The 17043-nt window shown below is 49.7% G+C and carries 14 protein-coding genes; 1 reads left to right on the top strand and 13 read right to left on the bottom strand.

The genetic code is table 11. The annotated features are described in order from the left end of the window. Positions 1-51: 51 nt before the first annotated feature. The 5 genes from D7M11_RS03545 to D7M11_RS03525 form a co-directional block, all read right to left on the bottom strand. Positions 52-1905 (bottom strand): leucine-rich repeat domain-containing protein, encoded by a 1854-nt coding sequence (locus D7M11_RS03545; RefSeq protein WP_120745791.1) that lies wholly within the window; start codon positions 1903-1905, stop codon positions 52-54. Between the two features lie 163 nt (positions 1906-2068). Beyond that, entirely contained in the window at positions 2069-2740 is a 672-nt protein-coding gene (locus tag D7M11_RS03540; RefSeq protein ID WP_158606407.1) for an alpha/beta hydrolase, read from the bottom strand. Between the two features lie 150 nt (positions 2741-2890). Then, positions 2891-4870 (bottom strand): glycosyl hydrolase family 28-related protein, encoded by a 1980-nt coding sequence (locus D7M11_RS03535; protein WP_120745789.1) that lies wholly within the window; start codon positions 4868-4870, stop codon positions 2891-2893. 62 nt (positions 4871-4932) lie between these two features. After that, a complete protein-coding gene (locus D7M11_RS03530; RefSeq protein WP_158606406.1) occupies positions 4933-6240 on the bottom strand; it encodes an ABC transporter substrate-binding protein in 1308 nt (435 codons plus the stop codon). A gap of 32 nt (positions 6241-6272) precedes the next feature. Next, positions 6273-8099 (bottom strand): FAD-dependent oxidoreductase, encoded by a 1827-nt coding sequence (locus D7M11_RS03525; protein ID WP_120745787.1) that lies wholly within the window; start codon positions 8097-8099, stop codon positions 6273-6275. Between the two features lie 135 nt (positions 8100-8234). Here D7M11_RS03525 and D7M11_RS03520 point away from each other — a divergent pair, with 135 nt between their 5' ends. Then, positions 8235-9065, top strand: a complete 831-nt coding sequence (locus D7M11_RS03520) for a helix-turn-helix transcriptional regulator (RefSeq protein WP_120745786.1) — start codon at positions 8235-8237, stop codon at positions 9063-9065. Between the two features lie 564 nt (positions 9066-9629). Here D7M11_RS03520 and D7M11_RS03510 read toward each other — a convergent pair. The 8 genes from D7M11_RS03510 to D7M11_RS03475 all read right to left on the bottom strand — a co-directional run bounded on the left by D7M11_RS03510 (position 9630) and on the right by D7M11_RS03475 (position 16867). Then, a complete protein-coding gene (locus D7M11_RS03510; RefSeq protein ID WP_120745785.1) occupies positions 9630-10799 on the bottom strand; it encodes an RNA-guided endonuclease InsQ/TnpB family protein in 1170 nt (389 codons plus the stop codon). Next, positions 10796-11206: an IS200/IS605 family transposase gene (gene tnpA / locus D7M11_RS03505; protein WP_120745784.1), complete on the bottom strand. Its 411-nt coding sequence runs from the start codon at positions 11204-11206 to the stop codon at positions 10796-10798. Before tnpA ends, D7M11_RS03510 begins: the two co-directional genes overlap by 4 nt. Positions 11207-11299: 93 nt before the next feature. After that, complete coding sequence (locus tag D7M11_RS03500) at positions 11300-11836, bottom strand: SRPBCC family protein (protein WP_120745783.1); 537 nt, start codon at positions 11834-11836, stop codon at positions 11300-11302. A gap of 114 nt (positions 11837-11950) precedes the next feature. Next, positions 11951-12406 carry a GNAT family N-acetyltransferase gene (locus D7M11_RS03495; protein WP_120746068.1) on the bottom strand — a complete coding sequence of 152 codons (456 nt, stop codon included), beginning with the start codon at positions 12404-12406 and terminating at the stop codon, positions 11951-11953. Positions 12407-12429: 23 nt separating this feature from the next. Then, on the bottom strand, positions 12430-12954 hold the full coding sequence (locus D7M11_RS03490) for a cyclase family protein (RefSeq protein ID WP_120745782.1): 525 nt from the start codon (positions 12952-12954) through the stop codon (positions 12430-12432). A 142-nt stretch (positions 12955-13096) separates the two neighbouring features. Next, positions 13097-14914: a glycosyl hydrolase family 28-related protein gene (locus D7M11_RS03485; protein WP_120745781.1), complete on the bottom strand. Its 1818-nt coding sequence runs from the start codon at positions 14912-14914 to the stop codon at positions 13097-13099. A gap of 147 nt (positions 14915-15061) precedes the next feature. Next, positions 15062-15865: a helix-turn-helix transcriptional regulator gene (locus D7M11_RS03480; RefSeq protein ID WP_193556093.1), complete on the bottom strand. Its 804-nt coding sequence runs from the start codon at positions 15863-15865 to the stop codon at positions 15062-15064. A gap of 210 nt (positions 15866-16075) precedes the next feature. Continuing rightward, entirely contained in the window at positions 16076-16867 is a 792-nt protein-coding gene (locus D7M11_RS03475; protein WP_240040940.1) for a DUF2935 domain-containing protein, read from the bottom strand. Positions 16868-17043 lie beyond the last annotated feature (176 nt).

The following is a 17043-nucleotide window of genomic DNA, read 5'->3' as shown; positions in this document are numbered from 1 at the left end:
ACATAATACCATGTTTCCTATGAAACATCTAGTTGCAGATAACTTGTTCCCTCAATACACCAAAATGTCCTTATCAAGAACAGACTTGTTCTGCACTTGGTTCCCAACAAGATACAGTATTTTCAACTTAGGCAGATTCACTAGAGGCTCCACATCGGAAATGGCGTTATTCTCCAAATGGAGTTCCTCGATTTGCTGCCAATTTTTCAGAAACTGTAACGACTGAAGCGAGCTGTCCTGCAAGGTAAACGAACGCAAGGCTGTCATATTGGCAAAGTAAGGCATGGCCTGATCCATTTCTTTCAAATCATCGCCTTTCCCTATTCGAAAAGAGGGGTGGTTCAAAGTTAAATGCTCCAGCGTGTTATTGGCAAATGGACTTTGACTATTCAGTTGGAACCAGCATTTATTACAGTCGATCGTCGTTACATGCTGCAGATTGAATAAGGCATCCGCTCCGCTGAAAAAAGCCGTCTCATTTAGAAGCAGTGTTCGAAGGTTTGGCAGTTGATTTAGAGAACTGATGCCTTTAAAGCTTCCATACTCCATCAAGGTAAGCTGCTCCAACTGCGAATATTTCACCAGATTCGCCCCGTCCATATCGCCGCCGCGAACGTAAACCGTCAAAGTTTTTATAGCTGGCGCCTCCAATTTGGGCAGGAAAGCGTCTTTGAGCTCGGCCTGCTTCAAATTCGGCAAATACAGCGCGGGTATCGATCCGCTATAACTGGATATCGTGAGTTCCGTCAGGGACGTCAGGCTATTGATAAACTCCATAGATCCCATTTGGCTTCCGGCGGATAGATACAGTTTTGTTAAAGATGTTTTATTTCTAAGGCGGTCCAGGTTCGTAACGCCAACTTGATTTAGATCGAGCGATTGCAGGTTGGGCATATTTTGAACGAAATCAAGCGTTTTTAAGTTTTTAACAAAAGTAAGCTTTAGGGCTTGCAATTGACTCAGCGAATACAAAGCGCTGAAATCCGTCGCTTCGCTATAAGAAACGGCCAATGATTCCAGACCGGTTAAGGATGCCAGCCATCTCAGATCATTGATGCGGGTGATGAACAAAGACTTTAAAGGAAGCTGGCTCAGCAATTGAAAGTCAGTCACCGATTCGTCGACATAACTGATTTCCAGGGAGCGAAGCTTCGGAAACTCGAGTAATAAAGCCAGCTCCGCATTGCTTCGAATTTGAATGGAAAGCTCCTCTACTTTAGCTTTATCGCCAAAATAGTCGGCAATCCTTCGAAAAGATTCGTTAAAGCCGCCCGTATAGCTTTTTAATCCTTGCAGATGCCGGAAGCTTGCTTTTTCACTTTGGGAAATCTGGTATTCGCCCATCAGGTTTAACTCGGTAAGTCCGCTAAACGCTTCGAAATCTTTTTGTTCGATTCTTTGCGTATTCAATACTTTATCCATCACGACATAGTCGGTAATTACAGCTTGCTTATTCGTAAACGGATCATCCAAGCTGTAAGCAAAATGCCACTGATAATCTACGTAGCGGGTGGACAAATAACGGATTTTAGCGATTTCTTCCTCTGTCGGCATCGCCGTCCCCTTATGTAAAATATCTTTTAAAAAGGACAGAAGGACTTCGCTTTCCGGCATTGTGCGAACAGACACTTTCCCAGAGCTGCTGGGTTCGGATGTATTGTTGTTCAAAATGACATAAACAAAAATAGCGCAGAGGACTAAGAACGGCACAAGGAACAGCGGCTTGTAATTAGGTTTGGGCTGCGCTTTGGCTTGCACAGGACCCGAGCCGTAATAGTTGTTGATGACGACATTATTTTCTTTCAACAACAGTTCCGTTTCGCAATAAGGACATTTGAAGGTTCGCCCTTCTTTATATTCGATTTTGCCATTGCAGTTCGGACAAGTTAATTTAATAAAATCCAAATCTAAACCTCCCAGCTAAACTCGGCTGCTTCTTCAACATATAAATATACCAGCAAATTCCTGAACTACAAACCGATATGGAGCAAAATGAGACCTAATACCTAACGCAAACAACAAAAAAGAGCTGCCCTCACGGCAGCTCCACGATCGTTTCATCGGGTGGTCATGCATAACTCTCCAAAAAAGGCTCCAGCACGGTCAGCGCCTGTTGCTGCTGCGGACTGCCGATGCCGTAAAAAAATCCGTGCTCCGCTTCCGGAAATAGTACCACCTCCGAACGCTTGGACAGCCGCTTAAGCTTCTCGCTCATGTCGTAAATAAAGGAATGCGGGAAAAACTTCTCCTTGCCTGCAAGAATAAACAGAAAGTCGGCTGCCTCCCCTTCCGCATACGTCATCGGCGACGCATGGCGAAATAAAACGCTTTCCTCCTCGTAAGTCACGCCGAGCATATTCTCGATATCCCGCTTGATCCCCTCGTGCATAGGGTCCCACTTCTCTAAAGTGGCCGGTCCGTTAATGGATACGCAAGCGCTTGGCCGGAGCCACGGTTGAGTCCGCTGCACTCCCTGTTCCCATTGCGCGGGGTCGGTCAAGGCCAGCAACGACGCCAGATGCGCACCTGCGGAGCTTCCAAGCACGATCACCCGGTCGATCTCCAGCTCCCGCTCCCGGATGTACGTTAGAAAACGCTCATAGCCGGTGACGACATCACCCATCTGCTCTGCGAAGCGGACAGCCGGCGCAAGCCGGTAGCCGGCCGAGGCACATACATAACCTTTGCGCGAAAAATAATACAAGTGCCGGTGAAAGCCGTCCGGGCCCCCGCTCTCCAACCGCCCCCATGAATGTAGAAGAGGGCTACCCTCTTGGTAACAGGTGTCGGACAAACGATATCAACAGCACGCTTCAAAATAATATCCTCATCGTAATAGCGGGTAATCAGTTCCACCTGCGTCGTTCCTCCCGTTTTCACCTTCATGCGATCAGATTAAACCGCTCAACTCCGGTAAAACGAAATGCTGAACGTATTGCCTCATCTCGACATAAGGCCGAATGTCGTTCACGTCGGCGATCGTATAAACGAGCGGGGAATAAATCTCATAGCTTTCACCGTTTGCAGGCGATTTCCCGCACGGCCACATGTCCACCGTTACGCCGGGCGCGGATGAATTCGCTTTCAAAGCGCTGGTGATAACGGCAAATTCCGTAGTGCGAAACAGATTGCCGTGTCCGTAATGCTCGAATTCGAAAGTTTGCCCGCTAGTTTGCAGCGTAATCGCCGTGTAAGGGGTACGTCCGATTGTCTTTTGACGCAGCATCCAGCACACGACTACCCATTCGCCGGATACAACCGGGATCTCGTACTGCTCCGTTATGCGCCGGGTTGCGACCGTCCCGATTACAGGCGGTACAGCAGGCACCGCTTGGCTCCATACCGGTTTTTGCAAGAGCTGCGGGTCGAAGCGGTCGCTGCGGAAATAGGGTGTCGTCGCACTATTGTTTAAAAATTTCTCCGTATTGTTAGTCCCCGGCATCGCAAATTCCATCTTGTTCGTTTGCTGCGGCCAATACGGATCGCTGCACCTGCCGTTAAGCGATTGATGGAGCAGTACCCGGTGAGTGGCCTGCGGCCGAGCCATATAGTTTTCTCCGATGTCGAACGGTCCATTGTGACGAGACACGTAAATGATCGCCTCGCCCGTATTCGCTTCGAAATAATTGTTTTTGATCGTCAGCCCTCGCTGACCGCCCGATATCCGTATCGAGTCTCTCTGCCCTTCCAGGATGTTACGGCAAATCGAGATGTTGTGGCCCGAAATGTGGATACCGCCCATATCTGCGATTTTCCCATTGTTACCGCCCTCATTGTAATCGTATACAAATCCGTTCCATGCCGTGGAATCGATCGTCCGGGCAATGAAATCATTGTGCATCGTAGTACAATTCTGAATCCGGATGACACCCATCGCAGAAAAACTGGTGCCGCTGGAGGCGGAGCTGGCATATAACTCGAACGCTTTCCCGAATTTGCCGACCGATACGTGCTCGAATACGAACTCCCTGCGGAACTGACCCTCTCCGCCCACATCGAAGCCAAAGCAGCGTTCCGCCTTCAAGCTTTGCACGCCTGACGCTTTTTTTACATTGGTAACAAAAGTCAACCGATTGGCCGCAAATCCGTTCAAGTTGTATGAGTGGGACAACCAAACGCAGTCCCCGGTATGATCGGCCAAAATCGTAGAGGGAACAGTACGGTCGAAGCTGTGCTCCCCCTCGCGGTTCAGATGGTGGATACTCCTTTTCCCGGTACCCGATAACATCACATTACGGTGTTTGACGATCAGCTTCGATGTCGTTCGGTAACTGCCGTCGGGGAAAAATACGATTCCGCCATCCGTCATAACATCCATAGCCGCTTGAATCGCTGCGGTGTCATCGGTCAAGCCGTCTCCGGCTGCCCCGAACCATTTGACATTTACGCCGCGGCCTTCATGAATACGTTTGAATCGCGCGCCGTATGCCGTGACGATGACGGTTCCCGTATTGTCCGGCGTTGTCGTATCGAGCGGATCGTAGCGAAATATGCCTTCCTTGCCTTCATCCGTTACGACATAGAAATCTGCTGTCGGCGCAACAGCCATCAAGCGCATATCCGCTATCGTTATTGTCTGTAAGCACGACTCATCCAGCAGTGTAGTCATGATGGGAGGAACGAGTTCTTGAATCATAGGCGGCACCTTCTCCTCCACGACCTGCTCGGCAACGTTCCGAATGCCATTCGCATTGCCGCCCTTGTTCTCGAAGCCCGCCCCATATACCGAAGCGGACACAGTCCCTTCCGGGTCCAATGCCCGGGCCTGGAGCAAGCCGCCTACGGCAAACGTTGCTCCGGCAGCCCCCATGGAAGCAAGCAGCTTTCGCCGGCTTATCGAGTCTGAACGGTTTGGATGTTCCTCCATCATAGGTTTTTCCTCCCTATAATAACTGTACTGGTGGAAGTCTTCGCTTTCATCGGCTCAAACCGTCACTTGGTCTTCTCCGTTGCCACCATCTTGTTAATCTCTTCCTCCGCTTGCGCAAGCGCCGTATTCTCGTCTACCGTACCGTTTACATACTCTTTGAATTTGTTCACGAGGATGCCTTCCGCCTTCCCTCGATAAGGCGAAGCGATCGGGTACTCCACAGGGAGGCTTTTGAAAATGCTCGGCAAATGTTTGTTTTTTAAATCGGGATTGTCGGCGCCTAGCGCCTGCTTCACTTGAGCGCTTTTCAGAGGCGACAGTCTGCCTTTTTTGGACAAGGCAAGCTGCACTTCCTCCGAAGTGATCAGCTCGATCGCTTTAACCGCATCTTCCCGGTGTTTGCCCGTTTTGGTCGCCAGCATGACGTACACGCTGGCATTGCCATACGTATTCGGCTTTTCCGTATAGCTCGGATACTGCGCAACATCCCAGTTTAATCCCTCTTTCCCGGCAGCCGCCAGTTGGGTCAATATATTTAAATCCAGCAGAACGGCTAACGTTTTGCTTTTCATGAACTGATCTTTCGGCGTAGCCGTGATCATACCGTTGCCGGGAATATCGTAGATCGATTTGGCCAGCTTGAACACTCTGCTCCATTTATCAGTTCTAAGGCTCGCTTTGTCCGTTTTCGGATCGATCGCCGCGATGGATAACGGCTGCGACATCCATATCACGGTACTTCCAGGGTCCAATCCGCGGAACTGGGTTCCGCTTTCCATCCGGGTCACTTTCTTCGCCAGATCAGTGAGCTGTTCCCAGTTCATCCCGTCTGTCGGATAAGTCGCGCCGAACTTATCGAATATGTCCTTGTTATAATACATAGCGTGGTAATTCACGTTAATGGGCAGCCCGTACATTTCGCCTTTATCCGACGCGTTTTTCACATCGACGATGTAGCCGGGTTCGAAACGGCTCAGGTCAATACCCGCTGTTTGAAACAACGGCGTCATATCGGAAACGAGCTCTTTCTCTTTATAAGAAGCCAGATTGCCGTTAAACGTGACGATGAGATCTGGGATCGTTCCGGCAGCCAGCAGCGCATCCAGCGACGTAGCCGTGCTCTCGGGATTGAAATTCAGCGTAATATGCGGGTATTTCTTGGCCATAAACGATTGCACGACCTGTTTAAACTCCTCGTCCAATACCGTGCTGGAGCCCTGACTGGCTACCTGCAGCGTTACCGGGTTAGCTTTTGCCGGCGGAGGTTTAGGCTGTTCGCCTTGCGCGTTTGGCTCGGATGTCGCCCCACTGCAACCAGCAAACAAAAATACGCCCATACTCATCAGGAACAGGAAACTTCTATTTCTCATACGAACACCCTCTCCATTGGTCATTTCAACTGTCATTCGATATGAATATTGACGATGCGAGCATGATCGAGCCCGTTCGTTTCGATGACTTCGAAACGTAAGCAGGTAACCTGGTCAACAGGTATGTCGAACTTCAACTGGCGTTTATAATTATCGCGGACGTGAACGATCTCCTCAACCTCGCTGCCGATTTCCGCCATAATCCGAAACTGCTTGATCGTTTCCGGCTGGGGCCCCCATATCATTCTGTTTTGATTCGCTTTTTGATGTGTGAGCGACAAGTGACGATGTAGTCCCGTGTCCAGCACAATGGTGATGCTGCGTATATCGACCGGCTGCTCCCAGCGCAGCTCCAACCACGGCGTCTGGTCGGACGGCTCCGACATCCAGCGATGCGTACCGGGTTCGGTTAAATCCGGTCTGACCCCTAGCGGACCTGACACCGTTCTCGTATGGCCGTCGATGACTTGCGCCGCGCGTCCGATTTCCTGCTCGGAAGAGGCTGTTATCTGCGCTTCCGCGGCCAGATTGCCATTCGGCAGCAGCCGTCCCGGCAAATAGGCGCCTTGCCGGAGCAGCATCTGCTGAGCTTTGGCGATAAGCTGTTTGTCGCACCAAGCGTCCTCCAGCCGTTTTCCCGCTTGTAGTACAGCAGCGGCGAATGTGCCGAGCCCTTCTCCCGCCACCGCACAAGTAGCCATCACCCTCGTGCTGGAAAAGGCAATATGCGTTGCCGACATGTTGCGTCCGGCGAACATCAGATTGACGATATTTTCACTAAGGAGCGAGCGCAGCGGGATTCCGTACATGTATGGCGTGTACGGCTGCGAACACGGCTTCTCCTCTTTGGCGTCGATACCGCCCGGAGGGTGCGTATCCATCGACCAGCCACCGTAAGCGATTACATCCTCGAAATCGACGGCCTGCTCCAAATCGTTTTGGGTGAGTACATGTTTGCCGATAAACCGCCGCGATTCCCGTTTGCCCGGCAAAAATCCGAACCAATCGAGCGCCCAGTTCAGCGATTCGGGATGATTCCCGCTGTTCTTAATATGATCCCAGACTCCCATCATAATCGCCAGCAGCTCATCGCGGATCGTCTCATTGTCCTTGATCGTGTCCATCATGCCGCCGAACTCGATCCACCAGAACCCGTATTCCCACGAGTTATGCCCGCGGAAACGCAAATCTTCCTCGCTGAAGGTGCGTGCCCAAACGGGCTTTACGAAAGGCATCGGCTTCCCCTCGTCACGCGCCGTGAACAGGAGAGAGGAGCCCAGCCGGTAGGCGTCGCTCAGAGCGGCCGCCGCGGATTCTCCATATGCCTCGGCCGACTCCCTCCCGGTCGTGAACAGCGCCCCCGCCTCGTATCCCAGCCTTCCGTCGCCCGTGCAGTCGGCGAAAAGATCAGCCGTTATTTCAAAATGGTCCTCTGTGCTCTCCCGGTTGGCATAGGCGGCGGTTATTCGGTTTCCTTCTTTTTGCACGCCGACGATCGCCGTATTGAGCAGTAGAGTCAGTAACGGCTCATCCCTGCATTTTTCGTACAAGATCAGATCCAGCATCGAAGCGCTTCTCTGGGGGTTGCGTATAGCGCACTCCAGCATAATTTCTTCGATGATTCCGCTCTCTCTCGCCTCCGTTTGCAGCTCTTTTCCTCGCGGAGACGAGCCGGATACGTGCATCCGAATTTCCGATGAAGCGTTCCCCCCTAGTACAGGTCGGTCTTGACATAAAATCACTCTAGCTCCATTGCGTGCCGCCGCAAGCGCAGCACATACGCCGGCAAGCCCCCCTCCCGCGACGAACAGCTGGGTGTGAAGCTTGGCGCGTTTGCTTTTTTCTTGATCCGGTTGCATGGTTCCTCCTCGAAATTTAACTGGTATGGTTTCTAATTTCATAGTAGTACAGCCGTTTTCCTTTTAAAATGCCATGATTTTAATTAAAATATATACATAATTTAATGCGCGACTTGCGGCAGAGGAGGAACACGAGTGGATGACTTCCTGTTGAGCGATTATGTCCCCCGCCTAATTTACTCGATGTACTGGGAACGCAAAGACAAATTTTTGTTTTATGAAGATACGTACAAGGAATGGACCCTTTTCGCCGTGGAAAGCGGTTCGTTTTATTACGAATTGGGCGAGGACAAAGGAATCGCGACGTTCGGCGATCTGCTCATTTGTCCTCCGAAAACGCCGTTTCGCCGTGTCGTCGTGGAGCCTCTCACTTTTTTCGTTTTGCGCTTGCGCTGGTATGACCGGGAAGGAAATGGGTTGGAACCGACCGAAGGCCGGGAATTTTTCACAGGCAAAATCAACATCCAAAATACAAGCCGCCTTGCCGCCAACTACAAAATGATGAAACAAGCCGAAGCGTTCGAAGGCGAGCGTAGACTGCATCGGTTCAGCCATTATGCGCAGGATATTTGGCTGCTGTACTGCGGGGAATCCGGAGAGGAGACGCCGGTTGGTGACGGGCCCATGTCCATATCAAATAAGCCCGAGCCGCTCATGCTCAAGGCTTCCTCCCTCATCCATAAACACGCTTTCCAAACGATCGACCTGAAACAGATTGCCGCTATGCTCGGTTTAAGTCCCGCCCGATTCACGCAGAAATTCAAGGCGGACTTCGGAATCACGCCGATTGAGCATCTCACCTCCATTCGTTTGGAGAAGGCGAAGCGGCTCCTGCTGGAGATGACGCTAACGCTGGAGCAAATTTCGGAAAGCATCGGCTACCAGAACGGTTACTATTTGAACCGGATTTTTATGAAGCACATGAACGTTACACCGGCAACCTATAGAAAAGCGCACACGGTTTAAGCTTCTCTGCCAAAAAAAAAGGTGGAGCACCTTGCCTCAGCAGGTTGCTCCACCTTCGTCTAACCCAACTTTATTTTTAAGAAAAACGTCTATCGAGGTACTTCAAGGATGAGCGACCGCGACTCCCCCCCCCACAAAGTGAAGATAAACTACGAGGCGTATTCCGATTACTTTGCGGGGACCCCAAAACCAGCGGAAGTTTCTCTTGGTAAAGAAAGTCGTATTTCGTTTCGCTTAACGCTTTAGCGAAGTTAAACTTTCTTTAACGTTCAAAAAATGCTTTTGCGTATTGTACAACTCCATGAACATCCCTTAGACCGCCATCTATAAGCTCAATAGCCATGAAATTATCGTCTTGTTCTTATCTAATAATAAGATTCATTCGCATGAACCTCCCCTACTTACGCTTCGCTAAGAAGTAGGGGTTTCTTACCAGCAACACCGTTACTTTCTACAAGCAAACAGGTTGGCTGCTTGCTCTCGCTGGTTACGGAAATGCAACGGCATGGTTCAGTAAGCAACACTTTTGCAAGTGGGTGGGAACTCACCATCTACTACTTCCCGCTAAGCGATCCGTAGATACCTCATTGATTCGCTTTTGCCCAAATACCGGATATCTCCGTATAGGTATTTTGACAATATTCCCTTGCTGCCATGAATATCCCGATGTTCTTCATAGCCGCAGGTACAATTGTAGATTCTTGCAGAAGTTTTTTTCCTTCTGCCGCAACAAGGACATTGTTGACTCGTATAGCTTTCATCGATCGTTTTTACAGGGGTTCCGTATGGTTCCATCTTGTAAGCAAGCTGCTTTTGAATCTTGCCAAAACTCCAATTGGATAGCTTTTGATTGACTGATTGATGGTTCTTCTTTTTCGTATGGCGCTGTACACCTTCCACTTGACCAAGAACAATTTCTTTAACCTCGTTTTCGATGCACCATGTGACGAATTGCCTAGTGGTTTTGTGGATGGCATCGTTTAGTTGACGCTCACTTTTACTAAGAATGTACATCTTTGCCCGATTGTACTTTTTCCATTGTCGGCTCCCTTGTTTGCATTTGCTCATGAGCTTCTGGACCTCGGCCAGCTTTTTGTTTCGGAGCCGATGAATGCTTCTCGCTTTTCTCCCGGTGATCATGATCGACCGGTTCGCGGTAGTCGTTGCCGCGATGGAGTGGATTTCGCCCAGGTCCACGCCGACCACCTGATTGCCGTTATTCTCCGTAACCTTTTTTCCGTCGTCATAACTAAGGGAGACCTTAAGCCCACGATCATATACCAGTTCGATTTCTTTGATTCGGGCATTTGGGATGGACGAAACGGTAATGCGGATCGGCGGCTGCCGTTTTCCGTGCTGAGTTCCCATGCTCAATGAGATCGTATTCCCCTCCATTTTGAAGGCTTGGTCTACCCACTTCGTGTTGAAATGCGTTTTGTTCTTGTATGGGTATTTCACCGGTAACCCTTGTTTTTGTGCCTGTTTGGCGCCGTCTCGGGCGAATAGATATTTATGGCACACAGACTGTACGGATTGAGAATGGAGGGGAAATTGATTTTTCAGTGCTGCTTGCAGCTCTGTTTGTCCGATCCATTTCCCTTCGTGCTCCAGGGAATAGTTTTTCGCTAGGATCAGACACCGGTTCCAAATCTCTGCGGAGATCCGATTGCACGCAAACAACCGTTCCAGATCGGTTTTTGAAGTTCGAAACGTCGTTTTGACACATCGGATCATCTTGTTTTCACCTCCTTTCCTTGATTCTCAATGTAAGTTTTCAATACTTCCAGAGGCGTACCGCCCATTGTAAGGAGACAATAGCTTTGCGACCAGAAATATTCTTTCCACAGCTTCTTTTTTACAGCGGAAAAGTCTTTTTTGATGAGGCGAGAACTGGCACTCTTATATGCATTGATGAATTTGGATAGCTCTGTATTGGGATGCGCCTTGAAAAGTATATGGATATGATCATGATCGTGATTCCACTCGCTTAATGTAATGTTGTAATTTTCTCCTATACGCTCAAAAATGCCTTTCGCATATTCAGAAATCTCGTCGGTCAACACTTTTCTACGATATTTGATACAAAGGATCAGATGATAGTTCAGCAAGAACACTGAATGATTGTTCGAGTCTAATTTCATTGATACACCAGCCTTATCATCAATCAAGACCGACTATACCAAAATATTACAATACCGAGCAACAAGTATTTCCAGGCTTCGCCTGGCCGATATTCATCCCCTCCCTGTAGAGGAAGGGGACTGCTCTCGGAATGCCGTTAAAAACTCCTCAAGCTGATCGAAGGTTCCTCCGAAGCCCATCTGCATGGAGTCGAACATGCCTTCAAAGAAGCTTCTCTCTTCTTCGGTTGCCTGGAACGGACTGCTGCGTAAAGTCATCGTGGTAACGCCGTTATTTTCACTAAAAATCACCTCATTACGAATCTCCAGCGGGATCAAATCGCTGAATGGCGCCCGGACCGTATGGCCCGCCTCATCTGAGAAGCTATTGAGCCAAACAATCTTTTCAAGAGCCTCGATTTCCTGATACACAAATTTCCCCCACATTTGATGGCCGTCGGAAGCTACCATGTTGTAGTGGAAAACACCGCCCGGACGAAAATCCAATCGGGCGACCGAGATTTCAAATCCTTTCGGTCCCCACCATTGTTTCAGATGTTCGACCTCGGACCATGCTCGGAATACAAGCTCGAGCGGCGCCTTGACTTGACGTGTTAGGACTAGCTCCTTACCTTCCGATCCTGCTTTCATATCCATTCCTCCATTCTGAATACAAACCTTAATTAAAATATACCCCTAAGGGAATATTCCAGTCAAGGAATATTAGATAAGGAAATCGATTGAAAGGAGCGCGGACAAAAGAGTCTATATTTCCATGGTCAGAAACACACTGTTAGGATCTTCCGTATAATCGGCAAAAGGTTTGCCGTACTGAAATCCGACACTTTCATACAGTTTCCTTGCCGGTCCGAACGATTCCATAGAGCCGGTCTCCAAACTCAGTCTCGAATAACCGCGTTCCTTCGCAACAGTAATCATATGTTCGAGGATTTTTCTGGCAACACCCTTTCTCAGGTGTAAGGAAGACGTACGCATCGATTTTATTTCCCCGTGGGTTGGATCAAGCTCCTTGAGCGCCCCGCAGCCAAGGATTTCATCGTTCTCCCACGCGCTCCAAAATGTAATCTCCGGCTTTTTTAGACCATCGACAGGTAAGGCGTGAACACTTTCCGGCGGGGAATTTTCGAACATTCCGCGGAGATGTTCACTGATTAATGCTATTACTTTTGGCTCAGTCAGGTCATCGATTCTGATTTCCAATCCAATCACTCCCTTCTCCTAAGTCATGGGCTAACCACCGCAACGGCTCGAACCGGGGACCCATCGCCACCGAATATACGAAGCGGAAACCCGTAAAACATAAAGTCTTCTCCGCCGGGAAGACGATCCAGCCCTTGCAGTCCCGTATACGTCACGATACCGATACCAAGCAGCCCACGTTCCAGTTGTTCGGACAATTCGCCGCCGACGAACGGCGGCCGCAACGCTGCGAGTCTTTCCAGACATTCCACTCCGGCGGATTCGGCGAAAAACAAGCCGCGGCCTTCCGGCCATACCGGGTCTTCAAGCAGAACTACGCGTGATACTCCGAAAAATCGCTCCAATGGCAGCTCATCCAATGTCGCGGCACCGGGGTGCATATGAGAAGGCGCGTCCACATGCGTTCCGGTATGACTGCCCAGCGAAAGCTGCCGCAATTCCCAGCTGTGACTCTCGTGGGTGTGGGCTATCTTGACTTTTACTACCGGATCGCCGGGATAAACGGGCATGCCGTCCGCAATCGGCAGCGACAAATCGATCACTCTCACTTCAGCGGCCTCTCTTCCTTCAACTCATGATATAAATGCTCACATCTGCTCCTTCCCCGATTGTACCATTACCTTCGGCAAACGGAATAGCGTATTGCAAACAAAAAGCCAGTCCCGTATGGGACCAGCTTGATCTTCTATCTTACAGCGCCTCTGTCGAAAGCGTTCCGCTATCGCTGACCTTGACTTTGTACTTCGAACCGTTCGGCGAAAGCAGCACAACTCCGTCATATTCGACGTCATTGTAGCTGGCGGCGAGCCGATTTCTCGCACCGCTGTAGCTCGCGCCGACGTTGCCGACCCCGTTTACGGTTCCGCCGGAGCCGCTAATCACGAATGTGCCGTTCACGATATTGTCTCGGGCCAGCACTTTGATCCCGGAGGACCTGACGATCCCGATTTTGCCCGATGAGTACGTGCCTGTGATCATATTGCCCGACAGCTCGATATCCTCGAACCGGTCGTTGCCCAAACCGGTGATGAAGATGCCATAGTTGCCGCTTGTGCCGTTAATGATATTTTCGCTGATCTTGATATGCCTGCCTTTGGCGGCCAAATTTTGCGTAGTCCCGAACTGCTCGATTCGAATCCGGTTCGTTATATTTCCCGTCACGATAATACTCTCAAGATCAAGGGACTGCACGGTCAAATAAATCGATTCCTCTATAACATTGCCAGTGATCGTTACATTCGAGCTGTCGTCGATCCAAACTTTTTTGCGAAATGTATTCCCGGCGATTACAGCCCGCGAACTGTTGTTCTCTACCTCGCAAGAGCCGTACGAATTATTGTCGTCATAGTTTCCAATGACCTTCAGCCACCCGTTCGATTGAATAAAATTGTAGCTGGTCGCATTTTGGCCGTTGTACGTTTTACAATTCATGATGGTAGTGTTGTACGTTTGAGTGTTCTGGAAATGGCCCGCATTGCTCCCGACCGGCGCAACGGAGGTGCAGCCGATGATCTCAACGTTATGGAGGTAATACTGGGGAGGCCCTGAATACTCATACTCACCGCCGCGCATATCCACCGAGTAGAAAAAGCCGCTGAAGCTGCAATTGTGGATTTTGATCCCTTTCACGTCACGGCTTCTTCCCTCTACATCAGCCGGTCCCATGCTAATCGCTCGCGCCTGAGTGGAATACGCGGAAGCTACAAAGTTCAAATTGCGAGCCTCGAAATCGCCTTCTTTCAGATAGAAGCCGGAGGTTGCCTTGATCGTGCCCGTTCCGTCCAAAGTAATACCCGCCGTATTCACAAATACTTTGCTGATGGAGTATGTACCTGGCGGGAAATACAAAATATCTCCGGACGAGATGGCATCCAGCGCGTTTTGAATGGCGACCGTATCGTCCGTCGTGCCGTTGCCCACGGCTCCAAACCATCTGACGCTCGCAATGCGGTTCTCTAGAACGCGCTTGAACCGGGCACCTGCGGTAGAGACAATAACGGTTCCCATATTGTCGAGGGAAGCCGTATCCGCCGGATCATAAATGAAAACGCCTTCTTTATCAGGATCGGTAACATAATACACACTTCCGGCGGGCGTGCCGCTCATGGAGCGCAGCTCCGCTATGGTGATCTTCAACACACAGGATTCGTCTATCAAAGCGGTTGCCATCGTAGGGACTTGAGCTTGAATCATCGAAGGCACTCGTTCGTCGACGACTTGCTCCGCCACCGTGCGAATGCCGACTGCGTTCCCGTTCGCCGATTTAAGCGGATTATAGGTCGAATCAGTAGTTGTGGAGCCTTGACCCAAAGCGAATGCACTGGATTGAAGCAATCCCCCCGTCGCCAAAGCCACTCCCGCCATACCCATAGAAGCGACCAGTGCCCGGCGGCTAATGGACTTGCCCGCCTTGCTTTCATCGCTTCCGGGCAACCCTGCCTGGTTTTGGTCTCCTTTGCCAACCGTCTCGCATTTTACATCGTGCTTGTTATGGTTGTCCCCTTCCACTTGCCATTCCTCCTAATAGGGTATGGTCGCGCTATTCACTAAAATCATAGCATGGGGGACTCCATTTTCGCTGTGCTGCAATGAATGAGAAAGAGTCGTTGTTTGACTGAAATGAAAGTGCCGATCCATTCATGAAGCGCTTACATTTTACACATGCCCTTGCACTGTTTTTCTGTACTGCTCCGGAGGCAGCCCTTCCTGCAGTTTGAATTTTCGGCTGAAATGCGAGACATCCTTAAACCCCACCTGAAAACATACATCCGTAACGGCCTTCTCTTTCGCCATATAAAACAAAATCTTCGCTTGGTTGATTCGGCGCCGATAAATATAGTCCATGATGGTCATTCCCGTAACTTCCCGAAATAGCTTGGATAAATATTGCTTGCTTAGGTGGAACTGTTTCACGAGCTCATCAAGCGTCAAATCATCCATATACCGATGTTCAATAAATTGGATCACCTGCCGGACAATCCGCTCTTTCTCGCTCCTCGCACCCGATGCATACAGCCCCGTTAATTTATGTTTGCACTTCTCGTAAATGAACAGCAGCATATCGTAGAAGGCCATCAGAAAACGGCCGCAGTTCACAGGGTCCTGCTTGCCGTAGAAACGGTTGAACCGGCTCAGCATCTGCTCGAACTCCTCTTTGCTATCCCCATGCAGATGAATGATGTAGTTCCCGAGCTGCTCGAACGGCTGAAGAAGATCGATTCCGAACACGTGCTGCTCCGCTAATCGCAAGGCATACGGCTCGAACTGAAACATCGTGCGCACGAAGGGGGCGCCTTGCGCGTTGAATTTGGGCCCATGCCGGGTCAACCCGTCCATGATGATGAGGTCGCCCTGCTTCAGTTGAAACAACGTGTCTCCGAGAATATATTCGCCCGTTCCGCTGTGAAAGTAGTAAATTTCTGCGAGAGGATGCGAATGATAAACAGTTTTCGACCTCATATTAAAACAATAATAATATTCATCGCAGATCGAATAAGGAAATAACATTTTGATCCCCATCATCCCCTCACCAAGTAGTCGTTCGCTATCATTATAACACGAACCATTCTTGTCGAGTTTTGCTAAACTTTTTTGGGTACATTCAGGTGGCGAATTGGTCACGTAAAAACCCTCCGTTCTCATTCGAGAACAGAGGGTTTATCGGCTTCGCTATTTCTCCACTCTGGGCTTCGTCGGATCGCATTGCGTGTCAGGAACCAAACCTAGATTTGCAAGCTTCGTCAAATAATAACATTCTTCCCGCATCATATGATCCGGCACCAAAGGAGCGATTCGGTCGAGAAGTTCCGCCGACAATTCCATTTCCTCGAGTTCCCGGAGAAACGCGACAAATAACTTCATTTCAAGATCGATATCTTGATGGAATCTGCGAAAAGCCGGGAAATCCCGGAGCTGCGTTCGCATGTAACCGGCCATCTCGATGCTCTTCATATAAAATTGTTGAAAGTGCACTTCGAACTTATGACTTTTTTCTATCAAACGTTTCTCTACCATATCCAAGTCGCTTGCAATGGAGGCTGCGTGACCAACTGCATCCGATAACCACAGGATGTCGTGATGGATGGCTTCGAATTGGGGGACCGGTCCCCCTGCTTCCAACGCCTTCAAGATCCGTAAATACTCCTCAAGCTCATTCAACATATGGTCAATAAAGGTCGGCGATAATCCTATCGCAATTTCATTGAGAAGCTGTTTGCGCAGAATGTCTAGTTTAAACCTCTGCAACTGCTGAGTCAACGAGAGTGCCTGCCCAGTCAATGTCTGAATGTCCGTGTCGGCGGATCGAGCCATCAGGAGCAGATGATCGAATGATTGAATGAACTGCTGCGCTATTTGAATAGCTCCTGTTTCTTTTGGCGAAAGCGCATTATAGATGAACCGGCTATGATCTCCAAGAATTTGCAACCAAAACCGATGCTCAAACCATGCATTTTGGTCCAACCGGAATCTCCCTTTCGACGAATATTCAATAAGAAAGGGTATGTGCGGATTCATCGCTCTATTCCAGATTTACATTCATTTATTTAGATTGGCGAGTCGGATACGATTTCTTAGCCCTTCCGCTCTCTCCCATTAAAAAGACAAAGCCTTAGCCCGGAGATCCGAACTAAGGCAGC

The organism is Paenibacillus ginsengarvi, assembly GCF_003626695.1.
Lineage (GTDB): Bacteria > Bacillota > Bacilli > Paenibacillales > NBRC-103111 > Paenibacillus_AB > Paenibacillus_AB ginsengarvi.
The sequence above is the reverse complement of the archived record's forward strand: the minus strand, read 5'-3'. Positions and strand labels throughout refer to the sequence as shown.